The following is a 25662-nucleotide window of genomic DNA, read 5'->3' on the forward strand; positions in this document are numbered from 1 at the left end:
GTTTTTATGCAACAAGGGATAGTCTGGATCGTTGATGACGATAGCTCCATCCGTTGGGTGCTGGAACGCGCGCTGACTGGAGCAGGTTTAATCTGCACAACGTTTGAGAATGGCAATGAAGTTCTGGACGCGCTGGCGTCGAAAACACCGGACGTGCTGCTGTCGGATATTCGCATGCCGGGCATGGACGGGCTGGCGCTGCTAAAACAGATCAAACAGCGGCACCCGATGCTTCCGGTCATCATAATGACAGCGCATTCGGATCTGGATGCTGCCGTCAGCGCTTACCAGCAGGGCGCGTTTGATTATCTGCCGAAGCCTTTTGATATCGACGAAGCGGTCGCTCTCGTTGAGCGCGCCATCAGCCACTATCAGGAACAGCAGCAGCCACGCAACGTGCAGGTGTTCGGCCCGACGACAGATATTATCGGAGAAGCGCCCGCAATGCAGGATGTGTTCCGCATAATCGGCCGCTTGTCCCGCTCTTCTATCAGCGTGCTGATTAACGGAGAATCAGGTACGGGGAAAGAGCTCGTCGCGCATGCGCTGCATCGCCACAGTCCACGCGTTAAGTCTCCTTTCATCGCGCTTAACATGGCGGCCATCCCGAAAGATCTGATTGAATCAGAACTGTTCGGCCACGAAAAAGGCGCCTTTACCGGCGCTAATCAGATCCGTCAGGGGCGTTTTGAGCAGGCCGACGGCGGCACGCTGTTCCTCGACGAAATCGGAGATATGCCGCTGGATGTGCAAACGCGTCTTCTGCGCGTGCTGGCAGACGGGCAGTTCTACCGCGTTGGCGGCTATGCGCCGGTGAAAGTGGATGTGCGCATTATCGCCGCAACCCACCAGAACCTTGAGCTACGTGTGCAGGAGGGTAAGTTCCGGGAGGACTTGTTCCACCGCCTGAACGTTATTCGTGTCCACCTGCCGCCGCTGCGCGAGCGCCGTGAGGATATTCCTCGCCTGGCCCGTCACTTCCTGCAGGTAGCAGCTCGTGAGCTTGGCGTTGAGGCTAAGCTGCTGCATCCGGAAACGGAAAATGCTTTAACGCGCCTCGCCTGGCCGGGTAACGTCCGCCAGCTGGAAAATACCTGCCGCTGGCTGACCGTGATGGCCGCAGGCCAGGAAGTGCTGATCCAGGATCTTCCGAGCGAGCTGTTTGAAACGACGGTAGCCGAAAGCAGCACCACGCAGGGCCTGCCGGATAACTGGGCTACGCTCCTCGCACAGTGGGCAGACCGGGCTCTGCGTTCCGGTCATCAAAACCTGCTTTCAGAAGCACAGCCAGAAATGGAGCGTACTTTGCTCACTACGGCGCTGCGCCATACCCAGGGTCACAAGCAGGAAGCAGCTCGTTTGCTGGGCTGGGGCCGTAATACCCTGACGCGTAAGCTGAAAGAGCTGGGAATGGAGTAACAAAAAGGCGGATAGCTTTAGCTATTCGCCTTTTTTGTTGGTGGATGCCGCTGCCGCTTATCCATCCTAAAATTTCATGAATCAGATAACCCGTGAGAACTGCTGCAACCGCGCTTTCTGCCGCAGGTAAACATCGAAGCACATGCAGATGTTACGGATCAGCAGGCGGCCTTTCGGCGTGACCTGAATGTGGCGCTCGTCAACCTCCACCAGCTGGTCTTTGGCCAGCGGGGCTAACAGCTTCAGATCTTCTGCGAAGTACTCCGCAAAATCCACATCCCACAGTTTTTCTACGTCGGCAAAGCTAAGCTGGAAGTTACAGATAAGCAATTTAATCACGTCACGGCGGATGCAGTCATCACGGGTCAGGGCCAGGCCGCGCCACAGCGCATCACCACGCTCATCGACCTGCTGATAATAAGTCTTAAGCTCTTTCTGGTTCTGCGCGTAACAATCCCCGATCATACTAATCGCTGAGACCCCCATGCCGAGCAGGTCTGTATCGCCCTGCGTGGTGTAGCCCTGGAAGTTGCGATGGAGCTTACCTTCACGCTGGGCCACTGCCAGCTCGTTGTCCGGGCGGGCAAAGTGGTCCATGCCGATAAACTGGTAGCCCGACGAGGTCAGCGAGTCGATGGTTTCTTGCAGAATATCCAGCTTCTGCTGGGCGCTCGGCAAATCCGCATCTTTAATTTTGCGCTGCGCGGCAAACAGGGTTGGCAGGTGCGCGTAGTTGAAGACGCTCAGACGATGCGGGCTCAGTTCAGCCACGCGCTTCAGGGTGAAGGCGAAGCTCTCCGGCGTCTGCTTTGGCAGACCGTAAATCAGATCGATATTGGTGGAAGTGAAGCCCAGCTCGCGGGCGCGGTTAATCAGGGCAAAGATAAACTCTTCGTCCTGCTCGCGGTTCACCAGCTTCTGCACTTCTTTATTGAAATCCTGCACGCCCATGCTCAGGCGAGTAAAGCCTTCTTTGCGCAGGTGATCGAGCACATCCAGCTCGATTTCGCGGGGATCCACTTCAATGGACAACTCAGCATCGTCATTAAAGGCGAAATGGGCACGTAGCAGCCCCATCAGGCGACTTATCTGCGCTTTGCTAAGGTAGGTAGGGGTACCGCCGCCCCAGTGCATCTGGCTGACGTGACGGCCCTTAAACAGCGGTGCGCGATGGGCTATCTCTTGTTCCAGCGCGTCGAGATACTGATCCGCTTTGTGGGTCTGGCGGGTGACAATCTTGTTGCAGCCGCAGAAGTAGCAAAGCTTATGGCAGAACGGGATATGAATATACAGCGAAAGCGGACGCTCAGGATAGCGAGCAACCGCCTGCAAAAATGCCCCCTCGCCAAAGTCCTCTGAGAACTCCAGCGCGGTTGGGTAAGAGGTGTAACGCGGCCCTGAATAATTGTATTTCTGGATCAGGGCCAGATCCCAGTCGATTAACTGCTCAGACATACTCACTCCTTCCGATGATGCCGCCCGCGTTTTCGCAGCGCTCGCGACCCGCCCACTCCTCGGGCATTGAGCCTGCGGCGCAACGAATTCTGCAATCGCGACAGCCGCCGTAGTTTAACGAATAACCACAGCAGATAACACACCAGCGGAATAACCATGAGAAAAACAGGTAATCCCATAGGAGTAAGCGCTAGTTACCGCCCTTCAGCAGACGCATTAAATCGTCGCCTTTTTCCTCTTCTTCTTCATCGTCTTCGTAAGCAATGCCAAGCTCTTCCATCAGCGCGTCAATGCGATCGAGTTTGGCGTTAACCCAGGATTGCTCCTCGGCGCTCAGTGTTTCACCCTCTTCAAGGCGTTCCAGCAGCGCGTCCAGGCGCTCATCATTCTCCAGCAAATCCAGCTCGGCCTGTGGTGTTAGCATAGGTTTCTCGCTTTTTGGTTTGTGCTGTTTAGGTTTCGCCGCCGGGGCTTCGGTCACACCCAGAGCAATTGGTTTTTTGCTGCCAATACGCGGATCTTTAGGCTGGGAAGAGCCTTTACCGCCCTGCGGCTGGCTGCTACCGTTTGCACGGCTACCCGAAGAATGGCCACGGTGTTTTTTCTGGCGCTTACGGTCGCGTGCTTCCTGATCGACTTCTTCACGCGATTTGCGACGAGCTTTCGCCGGTTTGCTGCCTGGTGCTGCTGAGTTTTGTTGCTTCATGGTGAGTTATCTTAAGCCGTTTTATTCAGTATAGAATTGCGGCGGAATCTAGCAGAAAGCAAGCAAAGAAAAAAGGCGACAGATTAACCCGTCGCCTTTTTTCTTGTCTCTCGGCCCTTTTGGGCCACACATTCCCTGTTAGCGTTCAACACCCTGTCATTCCGTTGCCAACAACATTTCCTGTTGGGTTCCCTGTCCTTTTTCTACGTCTCCGGACGTTCGCCTCCTGCTATTGCTCGTTCGCCGTCATCCTGACGCTCCTGAACCCTCGTCCTGAGTTATTTTCCTTTAAGGCTTCCTGCCCTTGAGATGTACTTTACGCTTAACCCTAAATACGACAAGGGTATAATTCAGGATATAGGTTGTTCGCGCAAAAGCGAAAAAAGAATAACATGCTGTTAAATATGATTTTTATTCGTTTTCCCCCGTGAAGCTTTCCGTATTTTCTGCCACGTTAGATAGCCGATGTCTTACAAAATCCAGGGATAAGCCTGTAAGCCTCAGCCAAAGCGCGAGAAAAACGGTCTTTTCTGCCCGTTCAGGTATAATCCCCCGCAATGCTCATCCTGAGGGAGACAACCTTTTGACAAACTGGAACTATCACCAGACCTATTTCGTGCTTAGCGCACCGGACATTCGCCATCTGCCATCTGATACCGGGATTGAGGTTGCTTTCGCGGGGCGCTCTAACGCGGGTAAATCGAGCGCGTTAAATACGCTGACCAACCAGAAAGGCCTGGCGCGTACCAGTAAAACCCCTGGGCGCACCCAGCTCATCAACCTGTTTGAAGTTGCGGACGGCAAACGTCTGGTGGATTTACCGGGCTACGGTTATGCCGAAGTACCGGAAGAAGTAAAACTGAAGTGGCAGCGCGCACTGGGCGAATACCTGCAAAAGCGTAACAGCCTCAAGGGCCTGGTCGTGCTGATGGATATTCGCCATCCGCTTAAAGATCTCGATCAGCAGATGGTGAACTGGGCGGTAGCAAGCAATATTGAAGTGATGATTTTGCTGACCAAGGCGGACAAACTCGCCTCGGGAGCTCGTAAAGCACAGCTGAACATGGTTCGTGAAGCGGCCGCGGCGTTCGGTGGTAATATTGAAATCGAAGCGTTTTCTTCGCTGAAGAAGATCGGTGTTGATAAGCTGCGTCAGAAGCTGGACAGCTGGTATAACGACATCCCACCAGCGGTGGAAGAAGAAGCGCCGGAAGAGTAAAAATCAGACGGGTTATCCCGTCTTTTTTTGGGCTTCGCGCAATAAAAAACGCCCCAGTCATTACTGACTGGGGCGGCTAAAATATTCAGCCAAATCCGATTACGTGAAGTAAAAGGTCTGAAAGATAGAACATCTTACCTCTGTACCCTACGCGAGTAACTCTACTCCTTTTTATTCGCGCGAAAAAGCATTTTTTGTAGTTTTTTTTCACTATTTGCACACCATTCTTCAACGGTCATCACAAAAAGCTATGACTTATGTTGCTTAGTTACAAAAAGCCGCCACTAAATCTGCTGCATTAATGCGCTTCATCCCAGTTCGCGCCGCTGCCCACCTCCACCAGAAGCGGTACATCCAGCTTCATACTGCCTTCCATCAGCTCGTGGATTTTTACAGAAACGGCTTTTACATCGTCCTTATGCACTTCAAACACCAGCTCATCGTGCACCTGCATGATCATCTTCACGCGCGGCTTATCTTTTTCCAGCCAGGCGTCCACGGCAATCATTGCGCGCTTGATGATGTCCGCAGCAGTTCCCTGCATTGGGGCGTTGATTGCGGCACGTTCAGCGCCCGCACGGCGCGCACCGTTGCTTGAATTGATGTCCGGAAGGTACAGGCGGCGTCCGTCCAGCGTTTCGACATAGCCTTTGTCTTTCGCCTGCTGGCGGGTGCGCTCCATGTATTCCAGCACGCCCGGGTAGCGCTCAAAATAGAGATCCATGTACTTCTGGGACTCTTTACGCGGGATGTTGAGCTGCCGGGAGAGGCCAAACGCGCTCATGCCGTAGATCAGGCCGAAGTTAATCGCTTTCGCGCTGCGGCGCTGTTCGCCGGTAACGCTGTCCAGCGGCTGGCCAAAGACCTCCGCCGCCGTGGCCCGGTGAATATCCTTACCTTCCGCAAACGCGGTAAGCAGGCCTTTATCGCGCGACAGATGCGCCATGATGCGTAACTCAATCTGTGAATAGTCCGCAGAAACAATGACATAATCGTCAGGGGCGATAAACGCCTGACGAATACGTCGCCCTTCTTCGTTACGAACCGGAATATTTTGCAGGTTAGGATCGGTGGAGGATAAACGCCCCGTCGCCGCCACGGCCTGGTGATAAGAAGTATGCACGCGGCCCGTTTTCTCATTGATCATCAGCGGCAGCTTGTCCGTGTAGGTAGATTTCAGCTTCGCCAGACCGCGATACTCCAGAATCACTTTTGGCAGCGGATAATCCAGCGCCAGCTCTTCAAGCACCTCCTCCGACGTGGACGGCGCGCCGCCAGGCGTTTTCTTCAGCGGCTTGATACCCTGCTTTTCGAACAGGATAGTTTGCAGCTGCTTAGTGGAGGAGAGGTTAAAAGCTTCGCCGGCAATGTCATGCGCTTTGATTTCCAGCTCGCCCAGGCGCTTGGTCAGCTGCTCTGAGTGGATGTGCAGCAGTGCCGGGTCGATCTTCACGCCGTTACGTTCGATGCGGGACAGCACGGGGACCAGCGGCATCTCGACATGATTAAAAATGTTCAGCGGACCTTCGCACTTCTCAAGCTTCGGCCACATTTTCAGATGCAGCTGCAGGGTGACATCCGCATCTTCGGCGGCGTAGCGCCCGGCCTGTTCAAGATCGATTTGGTTGAAGGTAAGCTGCTTTTTACCCTTACCGGCAATCTCTTCGAAGGTGATAGTTTTGTGGCCAAGCCAGCGGTCGGCCAGGCTGTCCATATCGTGACGCCCGGCCACGCTATCCAGAATGTAGGATTCGAGCATGGTATCAAAAGCGATACCGCGCAGTTCAATACCATAGTTACCCACGATACCGCGGTCGTACTTGAGGTTCTGGCCAACCTTCAGCGCATTTTCATCTTCAAGGATTGGTTTGAGGAGTTCCAGAACACGCTCAAGTGGAAGCTGGTCCGGCGCATCGATGTAATCATGCCCGACCGGGATATAGCAGGCCACGCCCGGTTCGGTGGCAAACGAGAGGCCAACCAGGCGGGCACTGACGTTATCAAGGCTGTCGGTTTCCGTATCAAAGGCAAAGAACGGGGCTTTCTTCAGGTGCTCAATCCACTCAACGAGGACTTTTTCGTCAAGGATGGTGACGTAGTTGTCATAAGAAAGCGTGCTGGCTGGCTCTTCTGGCTCAGCATCGATTTCGATGGTTTTTTGAGGTTTCGCGGCAGGCTTCGTACTTTTAGTCTGTAGCCACTTGCCGGCTTCGACGTCCGTGATCCAGCGTTTGAACTCGTACTGCTTAAACATGCCAAGCAGTTCTTCCGCGGCTGGCTGCTGTACTTCCAGCTGTTCGCAGCTCAGCTCCAGCTCCACATCAGTTTTGATGGTTGCCAGCTGGTAAGAGAGATAAGCTACCTCCTTGTTCTGCTCAAGTTTGGCCGCCATCGTTTTCGCGCCGCGGAAACTCAGCTCGGCGATCTTTTCTGGGTTGGCGTAAAGCGCATCAAGGCCACCCAGCCCCTGCAGAAGTGCCTGTGCGGTTTTCTCCCCTACGCCCGGCACGCCTGGAATGTTATCCGACGAGTCGCCCATCAGGGCGAGGAAATCAATAATCAGCTCTGGCGGCACGCCATATTTGGTCTGCACCTCTTCCGGCCCGAGGATGGTGTTGGTCATGGTATTGATTAGCGTCACGCCCGGCGTCACCAGCTGGGCCATGTCTTTATCGCCGGTGCTGATAAGCACCGGGCGGCCCATTTTTTCAGCCTCCAGCGCCAGCGTACCGATCACATCGTCCGCTTCTACGCCGGAAACGGCCAGCAGTGGCAGCCCCATCGCTTTAACCATGGCATGTAAAGGTTCAATCTGAGCGCGCAGGTCGTCCGGCATCGGCGGGCGATGCGATTTGTAATGCTCAAATAGCTCGTCGCGGAAGGTTTTTCCTTTTGCGTCAAACACCACGGCGGCATGTGTCGGCTGATACTGCATGATGAGGCTGCGCAGCATATTCAGTACGCCATACATCGCGCCGGTTGGCTCGCCTGCACTGTTGGTCAGAGGAGGAAAGGCGTGGTAAGCCCGATAAAGATAGGAAGAGCCATCAACGAGGATAAGCGGGTTTTGCGCGATCTGAACCATAATGTTCCGTTCCATGCCTGGTTTTTAGAATATTGCTAAAGGATGCCATAGCCTGGCCAAAAACATGAACTTTTGGCGGCGATTAGCGAAAAAGTTTTGTCGATCTGCGGGATCTTACGCAGGATCGAAATTGTGGATAACTTTGTGCATAGTTTTATAACTATCTAATATCCTGAAGGAATACAAAGTCCCACAACTCTATATTATGATTAAAATCAAATAGTTATAATAATATGAAATCCTTGCTCTTCATTTTTCACATAATGGATGAATGTGGATATAAAACTATTTTTTTACGAAAACGCAGCTGAATCGCTTGCGAACGTAAGAAGACCGCCGCCAGATGCGGCTTTTTGAATAATCGCAGGGGGTAGAAATCTGATAAAATTCGCGGCTTACGATCCCTGATTTTATCATCCCTATCATCCTAACCTTCTGAAATAAATAATTATGTCGAGATTGTTGGCTGCGATCACTTTAGTAATCAGTGTCGCCCTTACCATTCTGGTTACGGTCTTATGCTCCGTGCCGATCATCATTGCTGGCATCACTAAGCTACTGCTGCCCGTGCCTGCGATCTGGCGCTCCATCTCGAAATTTGCCGATTTTATGATGTACTGCTGGTGCGAGGGGCTGGCTTTTCTGCTTCGCCTGAACCCGCATTTGAAATGGGACGTTGAAGGGCTTGAAGGGCTGAATAAGAAAAACTGGTATTTGCTTATCTGTAATCACCGCAGCTGGGCGGACATCGTGATTTTATGCGTGCTGTTTCGCAAACGCATCCCAATGAATAAGTACTTTCTTAAACAGCAACTGGCCTGGGTACCCTTTATTGGATTTGCATGCTGGGCCCTGGATATGCCGTTCATGAAGCGCTACACGCGCGGTTACTTGTTACGCCACCCGGAACGTCGTGGCAAAGACATTGAGACAACTCGCAAATCCTGTGAAAAATTCCGCATCCATCCGACGAGTATCGTCAATTTTGTTGAAGGCTCGCGCTTTACGCTGGATAAACGCCTGGAAACACGCTCCGTATTCCAGAATTTGTTGCCGCCAAAAGCTGCAGGTATTGCGATGGCTCTGAGCGTATTAGGGCCACAGTTCGATAAGATCCTCAACGTAACGCTTTGCTATCCGGAAAACAGACGCTCGCCGTTTTACGACATGCTGACAGGGAAAATGACAAGAATAGTGGTGCGGGTTTCACTGATTCCCATTGAGGAAGAGCTGCACGGAGATTATGTGAATGATAAGGTGTTTAAACGCCACTTTCAGGGATGGCTCAATGAGTTATGGCATGAGAAAGACGCGCTGCTTAACAGCATAATGCAAAAGAAGAAAGCCGGTCAATGACCGGCTTTTTACTTACTTTTTCTCGACCAGGAATTTCGTTACCTCAGCGTATTGCTTAACAAACGCATCCATATTGCTGGTATCCATACCCTGAGGATTCAGCTGGTATTTGCCGTTAACGAAAATCGCCGGTACGCCCTGCAGCTGCAGGTCAGAGGCTGCTTTTTCCTGCTGTGCCACCAGAGACTTCACGACGAAGCTGTTCCACGCTGCATCATACTCCTCCGGTTTTACGCCAGCATCAAGGAAGACTTTACGGATATCCGCAACGTTATGTATGGTCTGAGTTTTCTGCACGGCTTCAAACATTGGGGCAGTAATTTTATCTTCCACACCCAGCGCCATCGCCACAGCCCACGCCTGAGTCAGGTCTTTACCCAATGGGCCCAAGAACTCAACGTGATACTTGGTCATTTTGGTGCCTTCCGGCAGTTTTTTTCTCACGTTATCGGAAACGTGTAGCACTTCTTCAAACTCGTAGCAGTGCGGGCAGTAGAAAGAGAAGAACTCTAATACCTGCGGTTCACCTGCAACGGGTTTGTCGATGGTGACGTACTCTTTACCATCGGTGAACTGGGCAGCAGAGGCACTGAATGCCAGAATCATACCCGCGAGTGCCAGCCAAATTTTTTTCATATTCCTTTCTCTCCTGAATAGTACTGACTAATACATTGGTGTTAATTGTAGTGGAGGTTCACGCAGAACCCGGACTTGCTCGGTGAACGTTGCAGTCTGACTGCGCCAGTAATCCTCCTCCTTGAGCCAAGGGAAATTCCTGGGAAAAGCAGGGTCATCCCAGCGACGAATTATCCACGCGAGATAATAAACCATACGCATGGCGCGTAAAGGTTCGATAAGGGCGATTTCGTCTGAATTGAAGGGGGTAAACTCTTCATAGGCTTCAATGATGGTTTCGAGCTGCATACGCTGCTCGGCTTTATCACCATTCAGCAACATCCAGATATCCTGAACGGCGGGGCCGTTACGGGCATCATCAAGATCGACAAAGAACGGTCCGTCACGCCAGAGTATGTTCCCCGGATGGCAGTCACCGTGTAAACGCAAAGCGTCGAATTCATCATGCCAGCGGAGCTTAACTTCATTAATGAGGGCATCGGTGGCCTTCAGAAAAGCAGCCTTTAACGCGACGGGCACCAGCTTTGTTTGTTCAAATAGAGCCCTTGGCTCCAGGAGATACTCCTCGAGGCCAATAGTGGGCCGCTTCGCAAACAGATTACGCCGTCCAGTCTGGTGGATCCGCCCTAAATAGCGTCCAACCCACTCCATCTGATCGATGTTATCGGTTTCATATTGTCGTCCACCGAGGCTCGGGAAGACCGTATACATAAAACCCTGATGGCGCAGTAAAGTATTGCCCGCATAGGAGAGCGGTGCTGCAACCGGCACTTCATCTGCCAACAGTTCAGCAGCAAACTGATGCTCTTCCTGAATTTGTTCAGCAGACCAGCGCTTAGGGCGATAAAACTTCACCACGTAGCGTTTGCGATCCTCATCCTGAAACTGGTAAACGCGGTTCTCAAAGCTATTTAATGGGGTCAGCCCGGAATCCACCCGTATGCCCTGCTCAAAAAGGGCATCCATGATGGTATCCGGATGTAGAGTCTGAAAATTGAAAGCGCTGTCCGTCATCCAGGCAACCGGCAGTTAATACGAATAGTTCAGGATACCATTTCGCAGCGGCTTAGGTGGCCCGGCTTACAAGCTTTTACTCTTTAATTACCCCGCGCGCGCGCAACAGCGCCGTTTTGAAATCTTCTTCATAGTCTTTTTTAATACCCGGAATAACAGCATCTTTTGAAGAATCGCGCATTTTAAGATGGTAGATCAGCACATCGTCAGTGAGATCGCTCATTTCACCGGTATAGCCTGACTCTTGAGTAAGTTTCTGCAAAAATTGGATCAGGTTCAGGTCGGGCTCTTTCTGCCACGCGGGTTGTAACAGCTCAAGCAGTTCGTTAAGACGCTTACATTTCATGATGGTGCTCCTTTCACTTGCGAGATATCACACGTTAGCAGGCTCAATCCCACATTAAAAGAGGCGATATTAGTGACACGTTTAACGGAAGTAACCGGGGTTATTCTGGCTGGTGGGCGGGCCACAAGAATGGGTGGTCAGGATAAAGGGCTTATCAGCCTGAAAGGTAAGCCGCTGTATGAACATATCGTCAATAAGCTCGCTCCACAGGTTGGCAAACTGGCGATCAGTGCTAACAGGAATAGAGAAAAATATCAGTCCCTTGGTTATCCTGTGCTAAGCGATACTTTACCTGATTATCCAGGACCACTGGCGGGTATGCTGTCCGTAATGCAGCAGCTGGATGCCGAATGGTTTCTGTTTTGCCCCTGCGATACGCCTAATATTCCAGACGATCTCGCAGCCCGGCTTTGGGGGGCACGCGGACAGTTTCCTGCGGTATGGGTAAACGACGGGGATCGGGATCATCCAACACTCGCACTTGTTCATCGCAAGCTTACTCCAGCGCTTGAAAACTACCTTGCTTCAGGCGAACGCCGTGTAATGGTCTTCCTGAGAGAGGCTGACGGCCATCCGGTACTCTTTTCTGGACAACAATTAAGCTTCGCCAATGTAAATTCGCCAGTAGATTTAGCCCAATGGGAGAACAAATAGATGGTGCCTCTGTTGGCCTTTGCCGCATGGAGCGGTACGGGAAAAACAACGCTGCTTAAGCTATTGATCTCATTACTTAATAAGAAAGGGATACGTCCGGGACTTATCAAACATACCCATCATGATGTCGATGTCGATAGACCAGGAAAAGACAGCTATGAGCTGCGTAAGGCAGGCGCTGCGCAGACGATTGTCGCCAATCAAAATCGTTGGGCCTTAATGACGGAAACACCAGAACAGGAAGAATTGGATTTATGCAGGTTAGCCAGCCGTATGGATTCTACATCACTGGATGTGATACTGGTGGAAGGCTTTAAGCATGAAGCTATACCGAAGATTTTACTGTACAGAGCCCAGGTTGGGCGCGGTCTGGATGAGCTGTTGATCGACAGCAACGTGATTGCCATTGCCAGTGATATAGCGATCCCTGAAACAGAGCTACCGGTTCTGAATATTAATTCACCGGAAGAAATTGCTGATTTTGTTGCCGAATGGCTTAATAAATGAGTATCGCCTGCTCTTTAGCGGGCATTTTTATAAATTGCAGACGGCAAAAAGCCCTGTACAGAGTACAGGGCTTTTTACTTGTTTGGAGCCTGGCAGTTCCCTACTCTCGCATGGGGAGACCCCACACTACCATCGGCGCTACGGCGTTTCACTTCTGAGTTCGGCATGGGGTCAGGTGGGACCACCGCGCTAGTGCCGCCAGGCATATTCTGTGTATTGACCGTTATACTTCCGTATAACCATCAACTTAAATCTGGAACATTCAGCTGAAAATCAAATCTCTCACCAAAACACCTTCGGTGTTGTAAGGTTAAGCCTCACGGATCATTAGTACTGGTTAGCTCAACGTATCGCTACGCTTACACACCCAGCCTATCAACGTCGTAGTCTTCAACGTTCCTTCAGGACTCTCAAGGAGTCAGGGAGAATTCATCTCGGGGCAAGTTTCGCGCTTAGATGCTTTCAGCGCTTATCTTTTCCGCATTTAGCTACCGGGCAATGCCATTGGCATGACAACCCGAACACCAGTGATGCGTCCACTCCGGTCCTCTCGTACTAGGAGCAGCCCCCCTCAATTCTCCAGCGCCCACGGCAGATAGGGACCGAACTGTCTCACGACGTTCTAAACCCAGCTCGCGTACCACTTTAAATGGCGAACAGCCATACCCTTGGGACCTACTTCAGCCCCAGGATGTGATGAGCCGACATCGAGGTGCCAAACACCGCCGTCGATATGAACTCTTGGGCGGTATCAGCCTGTTATCCCCGGAGTACCTTTTATCCGTTGAGCGATGGCCCTTCCATTCAGAACCACCGGATCACTAAGACCTGCTTTCGCACCTGCTCGAGCCGTCACTCTCGCAGTCAAGCTAGCTTATGCCTTTGCACTAACCTCACGATGTCCGACCGTGATTAGCTAACCTTCGTGCTCCTCCGTTACGCTTTAGGAGGAGACCGCCCCAGTCAAACTACCCACCAGACACTGTCCGCAACCCGGATTACGGGTCTACGTTAGAACACCAGCCATTAAAGGGTGGTATTTCAAGGTTGGCTCCACAAGAACTGGCGTCCTCGCTTCAAAGCCTCCCACCTATCCTACACATCAAGGACCAGTGTTCAGTGTCAAGCTATAGTAAAGGTTCACGGGGTCTTTCCGTCTTGCCGCGGGTACACTGCATCTTCACAGCGAGTTCAATTTCACTGAGTCTCGGGTGGAGACAGCCTGGCCATCATTACGCCATTCGTGCAGGTCGGAACTTACCCGACAAGGAATTTCGCTACCTTAGGACCGTTATAGTTACGGCCGCCGTTTACCGGGGCTTCGATCAAGAGCTTCAGCTTGCGCTTAACCCCATCAATTAACCTTCCGGCACCGGGCAGGCGTCACACCGTATACGTCCACTTTCGTGTTTGCACAGTGCTGTGTTTTTAATAAACAGTTGCAGCCAGCTGGTATCTTCGACTGCCTTCAGCTCCAGGAGCAAGTCCCTTCACCTACCAGCAGCGTGCCTTCTCCCGAAGTTACGGCACCATTTTGCCTAGTTCCTTCACCCGAGTTCTCTCAAGCGCCTTGGTATTCTCTACCTGACCACCTGTGTCGGTTTGGGGTACGATTTGATGTTACCTGATGCTTAGAGGCTTTTCCTGGAAGTGCGGCATTTGTTACTTCAGCACCGTAGTGCCTCGTCATCACACCTCAGCGTTAGATAGAGTTCCGGATTTACCTAAAACTCCCGCCTACATGCTTAAACCGGGACAACCGTCGCCCGGCTAACATAGCCCTCTCCGTCCCCCCTTCGCAGTAACACCGAGTACAGGAATATTAACCTGTTTCCCATCGACTACGCCTTTCGGCCTCGCCTTAGGGGTCGACTCACCCTGCCCCGATTAACGTTGGACAGGAACCCTTGGTCTTCCGGCGAGCGGGTTTTTCACCCGCTTTATCGTTACTTATGTCAGCATTCGCACTTCTGATACCTCCAGCAGACCTCACAGTCCACCTTCGACGGCTTACAGAACGCTCCCCTACCCAACAACGCATAAGCGTCGCTGCCGCAGCTTCGGTGCATGGTTTAGCCCCGTTACATCTTCCGCGCAGGCCGACTCGACCAGTGAGCTATTACGCTTTCTTTAAATGATGGCTGCTTCTAAGCCAACATCCTGGCTGTCTGTGCCTTCCCACATCGTTTCCCACTTAACCATGACTTTGGGACCTTAGCTGGCGGTCTGGGTTGTTTCCCTCTTCACGACGGACGTTAGCACCCGCCGTGTGTCTCCCGTGATAACATTCTTCGGTATTCGTAGTTTGCATCGGGTTGGTAAGCCGGGATGGCCCCCTAGCCGAAACAGTGCTCTACCCCCGAAGATGAGTTCACGAGGCGCTACCTAAATAGCTTTCGGGGAGAACCAGCTATCTCCCGGTTTGATTGGCCTTTCACCCCCAGCCACAAGTCATCCGCTAATTTTTCAACATTAGTCGGTTCGGTCCTCCAGTTAGTGTTACCCAACCTTCAACCTGCCCATGGCTAGATCACCGGGTTTCGGGTCTATACCCTGCAACTTAACGCCCAGTTAAGACTCGGTTTCCCTGCGGCTCCCCTATACGGTTAACCTTGCTACAGAATATAAGTCGCTGACCCATTATACAAAAGGTACGCAGTCACCCCATCCCAAAACGCTTCACTGCTTGATTTTTGAGTTGAACGTCGCTTTCGCTCCGTTAACCGTCCATCAGTGCTGATGTGAAGCTTTTGTGCATCACACAAAGCGAAACGCTTTGGTGATGGGGCTCCCACTGCTTGTACGTACACGGTTTCAGGTTCTGTTTCACTCCCCTCGCCGGGGTTCTTTTCGCCTTTCCCTCACGGTACTGGTTCACTATCGGTCAGTCAGGAGTATTTAGCCTTGGAGGATGGTCCCCCCATATTCAGACAGGATACCACGTGTCCCGCCCTACTCTTCGAACTCACAGTATGTGCATTTTAGTGTACGGGAGTATCACCCTGTACCCTGCGACTTTCCAGACGCTTCCACTAACACACAAACTGATTCAGGTTCTGGGCTGTTCCCCGTTCGCTCGCCGCTACTGGGGGAATCTCGGTTGATTTCTTTTCCTCGGGGTACTTAGATGTTTCAGTTCCCCCGGTTCGCTTCGTTAAGCTATGTATTCACTTAACGATAGTGTGTCGAAACACACTGGGTTTCCCCATTCGGAAATCGCCGGTTATAACGGTTCATATCACCTTACCGACGCTTATCGCAGATTAGCACGTCCTTCATCGCCTCTGACTGCCAGGGCATCCACCGTGTACGCTTAGTCGCTTAACCTCACAACCCGAAGGTGTCTCGTAAGACACAATCGTATGTTGTGAAAATTTGAGAGACTCGAACATATCGTATTCCCATTCCTTATTACGGAGGAATGAGACGACATGTCGTTTCAATTTTCAGCTTGTTCCGGATTTTTAAAGAGCAAATATCTCAAACATAACTCAGAGAGTCAGTTTTGAGATATTGAGGTCGGCGACTTTCACTCACAAACCAGCAAGTGGCGTCCCCTAGGGGATTCGAACCCCTGTTACCGCCGTGAAAGGGCGGTGTCCTGGGCCTCTAGACGAAGGGGACACTGAAGTCTCAATCGCAAGACGCCTTGCTTCTTTACTTTCATCAGACAATCTGTGTGAGCACTACGCAAGTTCGTATCTTTCAGGTAAGGAGGTGATCCAACCGCAGGTTCCCCTACGGTTACCTTGTTACGACTTCACCCCAGTCATGAATCACAAAGTGGTAAGCGCCCTCCCGAAGGTTAAGCTACCTACTTCTTTTGCAACCCACTCCCATGGTGTGACGGGCGGTGTGTACAAGGCCCGGGAACGTATTCACCGTAGCATTCTGATCTACGATTACTAGCGATTCCGACTTCACGGAGTCGAGTTGCAGACTCCGATCCGGACTACGACGCACTTTATGAGGTCCGCTTGCTCTCGCGAGGTCGCTTCTCTTTGTATGCGCCATTGTAGCACGTGTGTAGCCCTACTCGTAAGGGCCATGATGACTTGACGTCATCCCCACCTTCCTCCAGTTTATCACTGGCAGTCTCCTTTGAGTTCCCGGCCGAACCGCTGGCAACAAAGGATAAGGGTTGCGCTCGTTGCGGGACTTAACCCAACATTTCACAACACGAGCTGACGACAGCCATGCAGCACCTGTCTCAGAGTTCCCGAAGGCACCAATCCATCTCTGGAAAGTTCTCTGGATGTCAAGAGTAGGTAAGGTTCTTCGCGTTGCATCGAATTAAACCACATGCTCCACCGCTTGTGCGGGCCCCCGTCAATTCATTTGAGTTTTAACCTTGCGGCCGTACTCCCCAGGCGGTCGACTTAACGCGTTAGCTCCGGAAGCCACTCCTCAAGGGAACAACCTCCAAGTCGACATCGTTTACGGCGTGGACTACCAGGGTATCTAATCCTGTTTGCTCCCCACGCTTTCGCACCTGAGCGTCAGTCTTTGTCCAGGGGGCCGCCTTCGCCACCGGTATTCCTCCAGATCTCTACGCATTTCACCGCTACACCTGGAATTCTACCCCCCTCTACAAGACTCAAGCTTGCCAGTTTCAAATGCAGTTCCCAGGTTGAGCCCGGGGATTTCACATCTGACTTAACAAACCGCCTGCGTGCGCTTTACGCCCAGTAATTCCGATTAACGCTTGCACCCTCCGTATTACCGCGGCTGCTGGCACGGAGTTAGCCGGTGCTTCTTCTGCGAGTAACGTCAATCACAAAGCGTATTAAGCTTTATGCCTTCCTCCTCGCTGAAAGTACTTTACAACCCGAAGGCCTTCTTCATACACGCGGCATGGCTGCATCAGGCTTGCGCCCATTGTGCAATATTCCCCACTGCTGCCTCCCGTAGGAGTCTGGACCGTGTCTCAGTTCCAGTGTGGCTGGTCATCCTCTCAGACCAGCTAGGGATCGTCGCCTAGGTGAGCCATTACCCCACCTACTAGCTAATCCCATCTGGGCACATCTGATGGCAAGAGGCCCGAAGGTCCCCCTCTTTGGTCTTGCGACGTTATGCGGTATTAGCTACCGTTTCCAGTAGTTATCCCCCTCCATCAGGCAGTTTCCCAGACATTACTCACCCGTCCGCCGCTCGTCACCCAGGAGCAAGCTCCCTGTGCTACCGCTCGACTTGCATGTGTTAGGCCTGCCGCCAGCGTTCAATCTGAGCCATGATCAAACTCTTCAATTAAAAGCTTGATTTGCTTCAACTCGTGAAGCGGTGCTCAAAAATTAACTTTCGTAATAATTCAACTAAATGAATTACTGCTTGGTCACTCTTCAAGACTTGATATTTTTTTTGCATCCGAAGATGCTGAGATATCAATCCTGCGAGTGCCCACACAGATTGTCTGATAAATTGTTAAAGAGCAGTGAGTTACGCGCTTTCGCTTGCTAACTCGAGGTGGCGTATATTACGCTTTCCTCTTTCAGAGTCAAGCGTTTATTTTCGCTTTCGTCTGACTGACGGGCCGGTTTGTAAGCCGTTGTGCCGTGTCAGTGGAGGCGCAGTATAGGGATTTTTCGGAGGCTGACAAGGGTTAATTGCAAAATTATTACCAAGCGCCTCTTTTTTCTACAATCAGGTTACAAAAGGCACATGGCTCGGCATATTTGCTGTTTTTAGCATCAGAAAAAGATGCCTGGTGGCATACTACAAAGAGAAACATAGCCTAAGGAATTGCACCCATGTCTTTATCCGCACAACAACTCGCGGCACAAAAGAACCTTTCTTATGTTCTTGCCGAGAAGCTGGCCCGAAGGATCCTGAAAGGTGAATACCCGGCAGGCAGTATCCTGCCGGGCGAGATGGAGCTGGGAGACCTGTTCGGCGTGAGCCGCACCGCCGTGAGGGAAGCCGTAAAGACATTAACTGCTAAAGGCATGGTTTTGCCTCGCCCGCGCATTGGTACCCGCATCATGCCCCGCAGCCACTGGAATTTTCTGGATAAGGAACTCCTCACCTGGTGGATGACAGAGGAAAACTTTAACGAGGTGGTGGAATACTTCCTTGTTATGCGTAATAGCCTCGAACCACAGGCTTGTTCACTTGCAGCTCTCCACGGCACCAGCGAGCAGAAAGCACAGCTGAAGATAATGATGGCAGAAATGGTGAGCCTTAAAGCGGCCTTTAACCGCGAACGATGGATAGAAGTGGATATGGCCTACCACGAAAAGATCTACGAAATGAGTGCTAACCCTTTCCTTTGCTCTTTCGCTAACTTGTTCCGTTCTATTTATTACAATTACTTCACGGCTATAACCGATAATCAGGTCGTGAAGCTCGATTTACATCAGGCGATAGTTGATGCCATTTGTCAGGGAGACAGCCTGGCCGCGCTCGTTGCCGGCCAGACGTTGTTAAAAGAACCCTTCGCTCGTGGTTAACGCCTGACCCACTACAGATCAGGATACTAATGACCAAATCTGCTCGCAGTATGGCCGGGCTGCCGTGGATTGCGGCGATGGCCTTTTTTATGCAGGCACTGGATGCCACCATCCTCAACACCGCCCTGCCCGCCATCGCCCACAGCCTGGACCGGTCGCCGCTGGCTATGCAGTCGACCATCATCAGTTACACCCTGACCGTCGCTATGCTTATACCCGTGAGCGGCTGGCTTGCCGATCGCTTCGGGACCCGCCGGGTATTTATGATTGCGGTAAGCCTGTTTACGCTCGGCTCGTTTGCCTGCGCGATGTCGGGGTCGCTATCCCAGCTGGTTGTTTTCCGCGTGGTTCAGGGGATTGGCGGGGCGATGATGATGCCCGTTGCGCGCCTTGCATTAATACGCGCCTACCCGCGTAGCGAACTGCTACCGGTGCTGAACTTCGTCACAATGCCCGGCCTGGTGGGGCCGATTTTAGGCCCGCTGCTCGGCGGCGTACTGGTAACCTGGGCAAGCTGGCACTGGATCTTCCTTATAAATATCCCCATCGGCCTGCTCGGTTTGCTCTACGCCCGCAAGTACATGCCGAACTTCACCACGCCGCGCCGCAGTTTCGATATGACCGGCTTTCTCCTGTTTGGTCTGAGCCTGGTACTCATTTCCAGTGGCATGGAGCTGTTTGGCGAGCGCATTGTCGCAAGCTATATAGGTATTCTGATTATCCTCGGCGGGCTGCTCCTGCTGATGACATATATATGGCACGCCCGTCGCCACCCAATGCCGCTAATCGCCCTGCCCATGTTTAAGACGCGAACCTTCTCGGTCGGCATCATTGGCAACCTTGCTTCGCGGCTGGGCACTGGCTGCGTTCCCTTCCTTATGCCATTAATGCTTCAGGTCGGCTTCGGCTACACGGCATTAATCGCGGGCTGCATGATGGCCCCGACCGCGATTGGCTCCCTGCTGGCGAAATCGACCGTGACTCAGGTGCTGCGCTGGTTTGGCTACAGAAAAACGCTGGTCGGCGTGACCATGGTTATCGGTCTGCTGATTGCGCAGTTCTCGTTACAGTCGCCGGGAATGGAAGTCTGGATGCTAATCCTGCCGCTGTTTATCCTGGGCATGGCGATGTCCACGCAGTTCACCGCAATGAACACTATATCCCTCGCCGATCTTTCCGATGAGAACGCCAGCAGTGGTAACAGCGTGCTGGCGGTCACTCAGCAGCTTTCAATCAGCCTTGGCGTTGCGGTTAGTGCGGCGGTGCTGCGTATGTATGAAGGGATTGATAACTTTAATACTGTCGAGCAGTTCCACTCTACGTTCCTGACCATGGGGGCCGTCACGCTGGTTTCAGCGCTGGTCTTCCTGCTGCTGCGCCCGAAAGATGGCCGCAACATGATAAAAGAACGCCACAAGAGTTAGACGGAACCGCGCTCCACCAGCTCCGGCGTCAGCAGCAGACGCTGCTGCTCCAGGGTGGGCTGCGCCATGCGATGGATTAATACATCGACCGCCAGCTCGCCCAGCTCATCTTTCGGCTGGTGAATGGTGGTCAGCGGCGGGGTCATGTAGCGCGCCAGTTCGATGTCATCGTAGCCCACGACTGCCATATCTTTCGGTACGCTCAACCCCGCCTGATACAGCGCATGATAGGCCCCGACGGCCATTGCATCGTTGCCAGTGAAGACCGCGTGAGGCGGGTTGTCCAACGCCAGCAGCGAGTTCATCGCCGTGAAACCGCCCTGAAACTCAAAGTCGCCGATGATTTCATAGCCCACATGGATCGCAAGCCCTGCACGGCTCATCGCGTTGCGGTAGCCTTCGAGACGCAGCCGCGCCGGAGTCTTATCCTGTGGCCCGGCTATACAGGCGATGCGGGTATAGCCGTTGTCGATCAGATGTCGGGTAGCCATGTCACCGCCCAGCAGCGAATTGTCCTGAATAACGTCGCTTTTGCCGTCAAAGGGCGCCCAGTCCATCATCACCGTCGGTATAGAAGGATAGCGATTGATTATCTCGGCGGAAGGAAGATGCGTTTCGGTGCACAGCAGCAGCAGGCCATCGACACGCTTTTGCAGCAGCGTTTCCAGATTGCGGTTCATGCGCTGCTCGTCGCCTTCGGTATTACACAGCACCAGACTGTATCCCCGCTCGAAGCAGCTGCGCTCAACGCCACGCACGAGCTCAGAGTAGAACGGGTTGCTGCTGGCGGTGATTAACATGCCGATGGTGTGAGTCTGGTTGAGCTTCAGGCTACGGGCAATAGCGGAGGGCGCGTAGTTAAGCGTTTTAATAGCGGCATTAACCTTTTCGCGAATCGCCTCGCTCACGAACCTGTCGTTATTGATGACGTGCGAAACAGTAGAGGTTGAAACGCCCGCGACGCGGGCGACATCTTTCATTGTGGCCACAATGATCCCTGCTGCTGTAAGAACTCATCGATTTCGTGCCGCCACGGCACGGAAGGCTGAGCACCTTTACGGGTCACGGCAATAGCGGCGGCGGCATGGGCAAAGCGGATCGCCTGCGCCATAGGTGTTTCTTCCAGCAGCGCGGTAACCAGCGCACCGTTAAAAGTATCCCCGGCAGCGATGGTGTCCACGGCTTTCACTCTGAAACCCGGCACGCGCTGCCCCTTACCGTTTTCACTGAGCCAGACGCCCCGGCTGCCTAACGTAATAATGACGGTTTCGATACCTTTATCGTGCAGCGCCTGAGCCGCCCTGACGGCATCTTCATCGTTTTCGACCCGAATCCCGGTAAGCTTTTCGGCCTCGGTTTCGTTCGGGGTGATCATATCCACCAGCCCCAGCAGCTCGTCTGATAATGTGCAGGCGGGCGCCGGGTTAAGAATCACTTTGGTCTGATGCTGTTTAGCAATTTTAGCCGCTGCCAGCACGCTTTCCAGCGGTGACTCCAGCTGCATCAGCAATGCGCAAGCATCGGCAATTTTCTGCTGCTCTTTGGCAACCAGCTCAGGCGTCAACGCCCCGTTCGCCCCCGCGTGGATGCCGATGACGTTTTCCCCGGCACCGTTCACGAAGATTAGCGCAACGCCGGTTGAGGCTTCTTTAATCGTGCTGATTGGGGAGATATCGATTTTGTCGCTTGCCAGCTGCCTGCAAACCCGGCTGCCGGTATCGTCATCGCCAACGCAGGCAATAAAGGCAATATTGGCACCGCTGCGCCCGGCGGCGACGGCCTGATTCGCCCCTTTGCCTCCAAACGCGACCTGATACTCCTGCCCGGTAACGGTTTCACCCGGCGTCGGGAAATGTTCAAGGTTGAGGATATGGTCGGCGTTGATGCTGCCCAGCACGACGAGACTGCCTTTGCTTTTCATATTCTGATGTCCGGTTTAAGGCGCCACCCCAACGCTGCTATGGGGTGACGCGATGCCCTGCTTATCTTTTTTTCTTATTTGGTGACCAGCTTCAGGTCGACCGGGATTTTAGACTCAACTTTTTCGCCCTTCAGCACTTTATCAGCGGTTTGCACGCCGATCACGCCAATCTGGTCAGCCATTTGTGCCACGGTAGCGCCGAGTTTGCCCCCTTCAACGGCCTTAACGCCGTCAGCGGTGCCGTCAAAGCCGACAACCAACACGTCGGTTTTACCTGCGGTTTGCAGCGCACGCAGTGCGCCCAGCGCCATTTCATCGTTTTGCGCAAACACCGCCTGCACATCTGGATGCGCGGTCAGCAGGTTCTGCATAACGTTCAGACCCTTAGTACGGTCGAAATCTGCGGGCTGGCTCGCCAGCACGGTGAATTTGTGCGCAGCGGTAGCCTGTTTAAAGCCTTCGCCACGTTCACGGGCGGCTGATGCCCCGGCGATCCCCTGCAGCTCAATAACTTTCGCGCCGTCACCCACTTTCTTAGCGATGAAGTCACCCGCCATTTTGCCACCGGCGACGTTGTCAGAAGCGATGTGGCTGACCACGGTGCCCTGGTTCGCCATACGGTCCAGGGTAATGACCGGAATTTTAGCCTGGTTAGCCATTTTAACCGCGTTACCCACCGCATCAGAGTCGGTTGGGTTGATCAGCATCAGTTTGGTTCCGCGGACGGTCAGATCCTGCACGTTCGCCAGCTCTTTAGCCGGGTTGTTCTGTGAATCCAGCACCACCAGGTTGTAGCCCAGCTTATCGGCTTCTTTCTGCGCGCCGTCTTTCAGGGAAACGAAGAACGGGTTGTTAAGCGTTGAAACAACCAGCGCGATGGTGTCTTTCGCCATCGCGTTGGCGCTCACGGTGGCGCTCAGCGCAACAGCGGAAACCAGGGTAGCCAGTTTTTTCATATTCATAGTCAGATGTCCTGTAGGGTTATGATTGTTACTGCTTTTTGTTGTCCACCAGCACCGCCAGTAGTATCACCACTGCTTTGACGATCATCTGGTAATAGGAAGAAACACCTAATAAATTCAAACCGTTGTTGAGGAAGCCGAGGATCAGCGCACCGATCAGCGTCCCGACAATACGTCCTTTGCCGCCGGCCAGGCTGGTACCACCCAGCACGACCGCCGCAATAGCATCCAGCTCGTAACCCGTACCCGCCGTTGGCTGTGCGGAGGAGAGACGTGCCACCTCGATGATTCCCGCCAGTGAAGCCAGCAGGCCGCAGAGTGAATAAACGATGATTTTAACTTTGTTGACGCTGATGCCGGACAGGCGCGTCGCCGCTTCGTTACCGCCAAGCGCATAGATATAACGGCCCAGGCGCGTGTGGTGCAGCATGTACCAGGCCGCGAGGAAGACGATACCCATGATCCATACCGGCGTCGGGATACCCAGCGGGCGGCCGATACCGAACCAGCCGAAGACGTCGGCGTTATCCGAGAAGCCCGTGTTCACCGGGCTGCCGTTGGTGTACACCATGGTCACCCCGCGCAGCAGCAGCATCATCACCAGGGTGGCGATAAACGCCTGCACGCGGCCTTTTGCGACAATCACACCGGTCACGGCCCCGATTGCGGCCCCGAGCGCCAGCGCCGCGGCAACCGCCACCAGCGCGTTCACTTCCAGGCCAACAATCGAGGCGGCCACCGCCCCGGTCAGCGCCAGCAATGAACCGACGGACAGATCGATCCCGGAGGTGAGAATGACCAGCGTCATCCCCACCGCCATAATGGCGTTCACGGAGGTTTGCTGCAGGATGTTAAACAGGTTATTGACGGTAAAGAAATTCGGGCTGAGGCTCGACACGATGGCGATCAGCACCAGCAGGGCGATCAGCGACTTTTGATCCAGCAGCCACTCTTTTGTGAACCAGCGACGGGACGTTACAGACTGGGTACTCATTTAGCAGACTCCTGATTCACACGATTTAGCTTACCGACGGCCGCGGCCATCAGCGCCTCCTGGGTGGCCTCTTCACGGGTGAACTCCCCGCCCAGATGTCCTTCATGCATCACCATAATGCGGTCGCTCATGCCCAGCACTTCCGGCATTTCCGACGACACGAGGATGATGCTTAGCCCATCGGCCTTGAACTGGTTGATTAACTGGTAGATCTCTTTTTTTGCCCCAACGTCAACGCCGCGCGTTGGCTCATCGAGGATTAAGACTTTCGGACGCGTCATCAGCCCGCGGGCAATCGCAACCTTTTGCTGATTACCGCCGGAGAGCAGGCCAATCGGCTGTTCGATTGAAGGCGTTTTGACGTTGAACAGGCGCACAAAGTCCTGCACCGCCTGCACCTCATCTTTATGCTTCAGGCTACCGACGTTATGGCTGAAGTAGCGCAGCGCGGTCAGCGACATGTTCTCTTTGACCGACATACCGAGCACCAGCCCGTCGCGCTTGCGGTCTTCCGAGATATAAACGATGCCGTTTGCCAGGCCGTCCTGCGGTGAACGAGCCACCACTTCACGACCATCCAGCGCCACATAGCCGCCGGTACGCGGCAGCGCGCCGTAGAGTACCTTCATTAATTCTGTGCGCCCGGCCCCCATCAACCCCGCCACGCCGAGGATTTCCCCTTTGCGGAGCGTGAAGCTGACGTCATGCACGCCCGGCCCGGAAAGGTTATCGACACGCAGACGAACCTCGCCAGGCTCTTTTTTCAGGCGCGGATACTGATCTTCCAGTTTGCGGCCAACCATCATTTCGATAAGCGAGTCTTCGGTGAGCGTCGCCACTTCGCGTTCGGCTATAAACTGCCCGTCGCGGAAGACGGTAACGTCGTCGCAGATCTCAAAGATTTCTTTCATACGGTGGGAGATGTAAACGATGCCGCGTCCCTGGGATTTGAGTTCGCGGATAACGCGAAACAGCGAGTCGGTTTCGGTATCGGTTAAAGCATCCGTTGGCTCATCCATGACGATGACTTTTGATTCGAAGCTCAGCACTTTGGCAATTTCCACCATTTGCTGATCGCCAATGGAGAGGTCACCTACCAGCTTCTGGCTGTTAAAGCGCAGGTTGAGCTTCGCCAGCAACTTATCCGCCTCGGCGTACATTTTTTTCCAGTCGATTTTGCCGAAGCGGCCAACAAACTCGCGCCCGAGGAAGATGTTCTCCGCGATGCTGAGCTGCGGGATCAGGTTCAGTTCCTGGTGGATGATGCCGATACCCGCTTCCTGGGAGGCTTTCGGCCCGCTGAAGGTGGTTTCCTGCCCCAGCCAGACCAGTGAACCAGCGTCGCGCTGATAAATCCCGGTCAGGACTTTCATCATGGTCGATTTGCCCGCGCCGTTTTCCCCCACCAGCGCCATCACGCGTCCCGGGTAAACGTTCAGCGCGGCGCCAGAAAGGGCTTTTACGCCGGGGAATGATTTATCAATCCCTTTTAACTGCAGTAACGTTTCCATACCGGCC

18 protein-coding genes, 1 tRNA gene and 3 rRNA genes are annotated in these 25662 nt (G+C 53.3%); 7 read left to right on the forward strand and 15 right to left on the reverse strand.

The window, feature by feature from the left end:
* Nucleotides 1-6: 6 nt before the first annotated feature.
* A complete protein-coding gene (gene glnG / locus ACA108_21910; protein XEX95923.1) occupies nucleotides 7-1419 on the forward strand; it encodes a nitrogen regulation protein NR(I) in 1413 nt (470 codons plus the stop codon).
* 81 nt (nucleotides 1420-1500) lie between these two features.
* Here the strand turns inward: glnG and hemN are convergent, their stop codons facing one another.
* Together hemN and yihI are read right to left on the reverse strand one after the other, a co-directional pair.
* Nucleotides 1501-2874 carry an oxygen-independent coproporphyrinogen III oxidase gene (hemN, locus tag ACA108_21915; GenBank protein XEX95924.1) on the reverse strand — a complete coding sequence of 458 codons (1374 nt, stop codon included), beginning with the start codon at nucleotides 2872-2874 and terminating at the stop codon, nucleotides 1501-1503.
* A 190-nt stretch (nucleotides 2875-3064) separates the two neighbouring features.
* Complete coding sequence (gene yihI / locus ACA108_21920) at nucleotides 3065-3580, reverse strand: Der GTPase-activating protein YihI (GenBank protein ID XEX95925.1); 516 nt, start codon at nucleotides 3578-3580, stop codon at nucleotides 3065-3067.
* 583 nt (nucleotides 3581-4163) lie between these two features.
* Between yihI and yihA the strand changes: the two genes are divergently transcribed.
* Nucleotides 4164-4799, forward strand: a complete 636-nt coding sequence (gene yihA / locus ACA108_21925; GenBank protein XEX95926.1) for a ribosome biogenesis GTP-binding protein YihA/YsxC — start codon at nucleotides 4164-4166, stop codon at nucleotides 4797-4799.
* 298 nt (nucleotides 4800-5097) lie between these two features.
* Here yihA and polA read toward each other — a convergent pair whose 3' ends face one another.
* Complete coding sequence (gene polA, locus ACA108_21930) at nucleotides 5098-7884, reverse strand: DNA polymerase I (GenBank protein XEX95927.1); 2787 nt, start codon at nucleotides 7882-7884, stop codon at nucleotides 5098-5100.
* Between the two features lie 450 nt (nucleotides 7885-8334).
* On the opposite strand from polA, the gene ACA108_21935 reads away from it, so the two are divergent.
* Nucleotides 8335-9240: an acyltransferase gene (locus ACA108_21935; GenBank protein XEX95928.1), complete on the forward strand. Its 906-nt coding sequence runs from the start codon at nucleotides 8335-8337 to the stop codon at nucleotides 9238-9240.
* Between the two features lie 12 nt (nucleotides 9241-9252).
* On the opposite strand, the gene dsbA is transcribed toward ACA108_21935, so the two are convergent.
* From dsbA to ACA108_21950, 3 genes are all read right to left on the reverse strand, one after another.
* Nucleotides 9253-9876 carry a thiol:disulfide interchange protein DsbA gene (gene dsbA, locus ACA108_21940; GenBank protein XEX95929.1) on the reverse strand — a complete coding sequence of 208 codons (624 nt, stop codon included), beginning with the start codon at nucleotides 9874-9876 and terminating at the stop codon, nucleotides 9253-9255.
* Between the two features lie 27 nt (nucleotides 9877-9903).
* Entirely contained in the window at nucleotides 9904-10890 is a 987-nt protein-coding gene (locus ACA108_21945; protein ID XEX95930.1) for a serine/threonine protein kinase, read from the reverse strand.
* 76 nt (nucleotides 10891-10966) lie between these two features.
* Entirely contained in the window at nucleotides 10967-11236 is a 270-nt protein-coding gene (locus tag ACA108_21950) for a YihD family protein (GenBank protein ID XEX95931.1), read from the reverse strand.
* Between the two features lie 72 nt (nucleotides 11237-11308).
* On the opposite strand from ACA108_21950, the gene mobA reads away from it, so the two are divergent.
* Together mobA and mobB are read left to right on the forward strand one after the other, a co-directional pair.
* The gene (gene mobA / locus ACA108_21955) at nucleotides 11309-11890 is read left to right on the forward strand and encodes a molybdenum cofactor guanylyltransferase MobA (GenBank protein ID XEX95932.1); all 582 of its coding nucleotides are present in this window, start codon (nucleotides 11309-11311) and stop codon (nucleotides 11888-11890) included.
* Nucleotides 11891-12397, forward strand: a complete 507-nt coding sequence (gene mobB, locus ACA108_21960) for a molybdopterin-guanine dinucleotide biosynthesis protein MobB (GenBank protein XEX95933.1) — start codon at nucleotides 11891-11893, stop codon at nucleotides 12395-12397. It begins immediately after the preceding gene.
* An 87-nt stretch (nucleotides 12398-12484) separates the two neighbouring features.
* Here mobB and rrf read toward each other — a convergent pair.
* From rrf to ACA108_21980, 4 genes are all read right to left on the reverse strand, one after another.
* Nucleotides 12485-12600 (reverse strand): 5S ribosomal RNA (rrf, locus tag ACA108_21965).
* 103 nt (nucleotides 12601-12703) lie between these two features.
* A 23S ribosomal RNA gene (locus ACA108_21970) occupies nucleotides 12704-15724 on the reverse strand.
* 221 nt (nucleotides 15725-15945) lie between these two features.
* Nucleotides 15946-16021: transfer RNA gene (locus ACA108_21975), tRNA-Glu, on the reverse strand.
* 86 nt (nucleotides 16022-16107) lie between these two features.
* Nucleotides 16108-17647: ribosomal RNA gene (locus ACA108_21980) — 16S ribosomal RNA — on the reverse strand.
* The 16S, 23S and 5S rRNA genes sit together here with 1 tRNA gene alongside, the layout of an rRNA operon.
* A 497-nt stretch (nucleotides 17648-18144) precedes the next feature.
* Here ACA108_21980 and ACA108_21985 point away from each other — a divergent pair.
* Both ACA108_21985 and mdtD read left to right on the forward strand, forming a co-directional pair.
* Nucleotides 18145-18843 (forward strand): FadR/GntR family transcriptional regulator, encoded by a 699-nt coding sequence (locus ACA108_21985; protein ID XEX95934.1) that lies wholly within the window; start codon nucleotides 18145-18147, stop codon nucleotides 18841-18843.
* A gap of 29 nt (nucleotides 18844-18872) precedes the next feature.
* Nucleotides 18873-20267: a multidrug transporter subunit MdtD gene (gene mdtD / locus ACA108_21990; GenBank protein ID XEX95935.1), complete on the forward strand. Its 1395-nt coding sequence runs from the start codon at nucleotides 18873-18875 to the stop codon at nucleotides 20265-20267.
* Here the strand turns inward: mdtD and rbsR are convergent.
* The 5 genes from rbsR to rbsA all read right to left on the reverse strand — a co-directional run bounded on the left by rbsR (nucleotide 20264) and on the right by rbsA (nucleotide 25655).
* Nucleotides 20264-21256, reverse strand: a complete 993-nt coding sequence (gene rbsR, locus ACA108_21995) for a ribose operon transcriptional repressor RbsR (protein ID XEX95936.1) — start codon at nucleotides 21254-21256, stop codon at nucleotides 20264-20266. The genes mdtD and rbsR overlap by 4 nt on opposite strands.
* Nucleotides 21244-22188: a ribokinase gene (rbsK, locus tag ACA108_22000; protein XEX95937.1), complete on the reverse strand. Its 945-nt coding sequence runs from the start codon at nucleotides 22186-22188 to the stop codon at nucleotides 21244-21246. Before rbsK ends, rbsR begins: the two co-directional genes overlap by 13 nt.
* Before the next feature lie 74 nt (nucleotides 22189-22262).
* Entirely contained in the window at nucleotides 22263-23150 is an 888-nt protein-coding gene (gene rbsB, locus ACA108_22005; protein ID XEX95938.1) for a ribose ABC transporter substrate-binding protein RbsB, read from the reverse strand.
* Between the two features lie 28 nt (nucleotides 23151-23178).
* Nucleotides 23179-24144: a ribose ABC transporter permease gene (gene rbsC / locus ACA108_22010; GenBank protein XEX95939.1), complete on the reverse strand. Its 966-nt coding sequence runs from the start codon at nucleotides 24142-24144 to the stop codon at nucleotides 23179-23181.
* Entirely contained in the window at nucleotides 24141-25655 is a 1515-nt protein-coding gene (gene rbsA / locus ACA108_22015) for a ribose ABC transporter ATP-binding protein RbsA (protein XEX95940.1), read from the reverse strand. Before rbsA ends, rbsC begins: the two co-directional genes overlap by 4 nt.
* Nucleotides 25656-25662: the final 7 nt, after the last annotated feature.

The sequence above is a fragment of the Dryocola sp. LX212 genome (assembly GCA_041504365.1).
In the GTDB taxonomy this organism is placed as follows: domain Bacteria; phylum Pseudomonadota; class Gammaproteobacteria; order Enterobacterales; family Enterobacteriaceae; genus Dryocola.

What these genes read in the sequence shown, in the direction of transcription:
- glnG (XEX95923.1), top strand. Translation starts at nt 7, where the DNA reads ATGCAACAAGGGATAGTCTGGATCGTTGATGACGATAGCTCCATCCGT.
- hemN (XEX95924.1), bottom strand. Translation starts at nt 2,874, where the DNA reads ATGTCTGAGCAGTTAATCGACTGGGATCTGGCCCTGATCCAGAAATAC.
- yihI (XEX95925.1), bottom strand. Translation starts at nt 3,580, where the DNA reads ATGAAGCAACAAAACTCAGCAGCACCAGGCAGCAAACCGGCGAAAGCT.
- polA (XEX95927.1), bottom strand. Translation starts at nt 7,884, where the DNA reads ATGGTTCAGATCGCGCAAAACCCGCTTATCCTCGTTGATGGCTCTTCC.
- ACA108_21935 (XEX95928.1), top strand. Translation starts at nt 8,335, where the DNA reads ATGTCGAGATTGTTGGCTGCGATCACTTTAGTAATCAGTGTCGCCCTT.
- dsbA (XEX95929.1), bottom strand. Translation starts at nt 9,876, where the DNA reads ATGAAAAAAATTTGGCTGGCACTCGCGGGTATGATTCTGGCATTCAGT.
- ACA108_21945 (XEX95930.1), bottom strand. Translation starts at nt 10,890, where the DNA reads ATGACGGACAGCGCTTTCAATTTTCAGACTCTACATCCGGATACCATC.
- ACA108_21950 (XEX95931.1), bottom strand. Translation starts at nt 11,236, where the DNA reads ATGAAATGTAAGCGTCTTAACGAACTGCTTGAGCTGTTACAACCCGCG.
- mobB (XEX95933.1), top strand. Translation starts at nt 11,891, where the DNA reads ATGGTGCCTCTGTTGGCCTTTGCCGCATGGAGCGGTACGGGAAAAACA.
- ACA108_21985 (XEX95934.1), top strand. Translation starts at nt 18,145, where the DNA reads ATGTCTTTATCCGCACAACAACTCGCGGCACAAAAGAACCTTTCTTAT.
- mdtD (XEX95935.1), top strand. Translation starts at nt 18,873, where the DNA reads ATGACCAAATCTGCTCGCAGTATGGCCGGGCTGCCGTGGATTGCGGCG.
- rbsK (XEX95937.1), bottom strand. Translation starts at nt 22,188, where the DNA reads ATGAAAAGCAAAGGCAGTCTCGTCGTGCTGGGCAGCATCAACGCCGAC.
- rbsB (XEX95938.1), bottom strand. Translation starts at nt 23,150, where the DNA reads ATGAATATGAAAAAACTGGCTACCCTGGTTTCCGCTGTTGCGCTGAGC.
- rbsC (XEX95939.1), bottom strand. Translation starts at nt 24,144, where the DNA reads ATGAGTACCCAGTCTGTAACGTCCCGTCGCTGGTTCACAAAAGAGTGG.
- rbsA (XEX95940.1), bottom strand. Translation starts at nt 25,655, where the DNA reads ATGGAAACGTTACTGCAGTTAAAAGGGATTGATAAATCATTCCCCGGC.